The organism is Mesorhizobium sp. M7A.F.Ca.CA.003.01.2.1 (assembly GCF_003998945.1).
GTDB lineage: Bacteria > Pseudomonadota > Alphaproteobacteria > Rhizobiales > Rhizobiaceae > Mesorhizobium > Mesorhizobium ciceri.
Map to the genome: position 1 here is coordinate 1 of NZ_RZRA01000756.1, position 2,887 is coordinate 2,887.

General features: G+C 60.4%; 3 protein-coding genes and 1 pseudogene. 1 reads left to right on the forward strand and 3 read right to left on the reverse strand.

All coding sequences use genetic code 11. The annotated features are described in order from the left end of the window. Positions 1-241 (forward strand): acyl carrier protein (locus EN969_RS24955; protein ID WP_164758467.1); only part of this gene is annotated, 241 nt, incomplete at its 5' end. A gap of 59 nt (positions 242-300) precedes the next feature. On the opposite strand, the gene EN969_RS24960 is transcribed toward EN969_RS24955, so the two are convergent. The 3 genes and pseudogenes from EN969_RS24960 to EN969_RS24970 all read right to left on the reverse strand — a co-directional run. Then, positions 301-993 (reverse strand): class I SAM-dependent methyltransferase, encoded by a 693-nt coding sequence (locus EN969_RS24960; RefSeq protein ID WP_164745784.1) that lies wholly within the window; start codon positions 991-993, stop codon positions 301-303. Positions 994-1,103: 110 nt separating this feature from the next. Next, a complete protein-coding gene (locus EN969_RS24965) occupies positions 1,104-2,366 on the reverse strand; it encodes a polysaccharide biosynthesis/export family protein (RefSeq protein ID WP_063167489.1) in 1,263 nt (420 codons plus the stop codon). 16 nt (positions 2,367-2,382) lie between these two features. Then, positions 2,383-2,887, reverse strand: a pseudogene (locus tag EN969_RS24970) (hypothetical protein); the annotation flags it as partial.

Genomic DNA, 2,887 nt, shown 5'->3' on the forward strand with positions numbered 1-2,887 from the left:
CACCTACAGCGATCAAATCCGCGCCTTTCTGGCGTCAAACTTCTACGTAGCCGACCCGCGTGCGCTGGAAGTTGAAACGTCGTTGCTCGATCAGGGCATCATAGACTCGACTGGAGTGCTTGAAGTTATCGGATTCGTCGAGGAGACATTCGGCATCACTGTCGAGGACAGTGAACTTCTGCCGGAGAATTTCGATTCCATCCAGGGAATTGCACGTTACGTGGTCAGCAAGGAAAACTGATCGCCGGGCTACGGCTTGAGGGCGTCGTCCCAACCGGGCGCGCAAACCCATGGCGCGGCTCACGCTGGCGCTTTGGCCCGTGCACAAACCACCCTGGCTTCACCGGCTTTGTTCGCAACCGTGCGAATGCTCTCATAGGCTTTGGAACGCTCAACCAAACTCATGACCTGCCGGTCCTGGCCAAGCCCGACCTCGAAAAGCAGCATGCCACCTTGCCGCAGATAATGCTGCGCCTCCTTGATCACCCGCATATGAATGCTCAGGCCGTAAGGCCCGGCAGCGAACGCCTCACGGGGTTCAAGTTCCATCAGATGCGCGCGGTCGTTTTCGAGCCGCTTCTCCGAGATGTAAGGCGGGTTGCAGACGACCAGATCGATCGTACCTTCGAGCTCCAGACCCGAGAAGGAATTGAAGAGGTCGCCCTGTAGCACCGAAATACGTCCGGCCAGGCCAAGATGGGCAACGTTCCGGCAGGTGGTTTCGACGCAGCTGTCAGTAAGATCGCTCGCCCAGACGCGCGCGGTGGGGACCTTGTATCCAATGGCGCAGGCGAGATTGCCCGCCCCGCAGCACATGTCCACGACACGCGGTACCGGCCTGTTAAGTTCACGAAGCACATTGAGGGCGGTGCTGCCGAGCAGTTCCGTCTCCGGGCGAGGGACGAGCACGCCGGGCGCGACAACCAACTTCAGCCCCATGAAGTCGGTGCGGCCGGTGCTGTAGGCGCTGGCGACATCTATTTCACCAATCACGGCAAACCCGCTTTCTTGATTTCCCAATGTTGATTTCTCAGGCGCCCGGTCTTCATGCCATGGGCGAGCCATCAGCAACGTCGTTCCCGGCTCGGTTCACGTCCGCGCAACTACTGGATCGCCGCGCTCTGCAGTTCGCTGCTGAACCTCACCTCGATGGTGTCTCCAGGCGCAACCTCGGTGTCCTGGTCGACCGGTCGACCTCTTGACGCGTCGCCGGCCCCGCCGGTTATTGTGATCCGCGCCTGAAAGGTTTCGCCGGCGACGGGCAGTGGAAGCGCGGACGCCCCTGATGGCTGAAGCTTCTGGCTGGCTGCGTGGAGCCTTGCAGTGGTCTCGGCGAGGCGAAGGTCGGTGTCCCTCAATTCGTTCAGAAGGCCGATCCTTCTTTGATTTTCATTGCGTTCCTGCTGCCTGACGGAGTCTTCCTGCTGGCGCCGCGTTCTCATCAGTTCGACTGAGGTCTCGAGCGCCCGGCTCGACGACATCAGCACGGCACGCCTGACGTCGGCGAGCCTGCTGTTGGTCAGGTTGCCCGATTCGAACGATTTGGTGACCCGCGCAAGATCGTCCTCATCCTGTTTCACCGCGGCCGCTTCCGTCTGCTCGCGCTTGAGCAGAACCTCGACCTGAGCCTCGGCATCCTTGGCGGTCTTGTCGAGATAGCTTTGCTCCTGCTGAAAATTGTTCAGCGAAATCTTGAGGCCCTCCGCTTCCGCCTGCGCGACCGCCGATATCAATGCATTCGACAGGGGCGAGCCTTGCGGCGGTTGCATGTCAAATTCTGCCTGGTTCTGAAGTTCGGCGCGGATGCGCGCGCCATGAAAGTAGTCCCTGATGTAGTCCCCCCAGATCGACTCGTAGTCGCGTCGCAGATCAACGGGATCAGGTCCGCTTTGGCTTGCCCGAGACCGCAGGAGACTAAAACCGCCGGCGACGGCAATTGCCTGTCGGACAGTCATGAGTGGCCGGTAAGTCTGCTGCCCTGGTGTCAGCACATCGCCAGTCACATAGATCGGACGGTACTCCGCGATCACGGCCGTGACGTCGCTCGGCTTGATGACGATCATTTGCTCCCGTCCATCAGGTAGGCGCTGATGGACTATCTTGGTTGGCAGCACCGCCTCCATGCGCGTCTGCAATTCTGCCGGCGTCAGCCCGCCAACCGGGATCATCCCGAACTCGGGCAGCGCGATCGAGCCATCCATTTGCACGATCGCGCGTTGCGTTCGCTCCGCTATGGAGGCTATTCCTATCTCCACCGTATCGCCGGGCGACAGCTTATAGGCCACCGGCGCTTCAGCCGCGGCTGCGATATCCAGGGCCAGGCAACCGGCAAGGGCTGCAAAGAAAATTCGGCTAACGAAGGCCATCGATGGCAATCTCCCTTTAATTCAGGCCCGGCTGCTGCGGCCAATCGAGATGGGCGACGAATTCGTAGACCGGCCCACCAGGCACCCCCCAATTGCTCGACCAGATCACTTGCGACCCATCAGGGGAGGGTGAGGCATGTGTCTCGCTCCAATAGTCGAACGGAGCGTTTCGCGTCTGCACGATGCGTCGCACCTCCTGACGACCGTCGACACGCAGCGCGATCACTTCGCGCGTGTATGGCGCCCAGTCCGGGTGGCTCCGAACCTCATCGGGATTGCCCCCGTAACTTATAAACGCCCATTCGGGCCTGTCCAAAGCACGCAGCGACGTATGCTCGGCCTCACCGTACTTCGTGAGCGACGTGACCTTTCCATCGGACAACCGACGCTTGATCACCTGATATTTGTCCGGAGCGGATTTGCTGGTTCCGACGTAAATTTCGCTGCCATCCGCATCGAGAGTCAAATCGCCATGGCCGGGCCGATGATGATCCTTCCACGTTTGGCGCAGGGTCCCGTCG

Coding starts and splice junctions, on each gene's coding strand:
- EN969_RS24965 (WP_063167489.1), bottom strand. CDS start 2,366: ATGGCCTTCGTTAGCCGAATTTTCTTTGCAGCCCTTGCCGGTTGCCTG.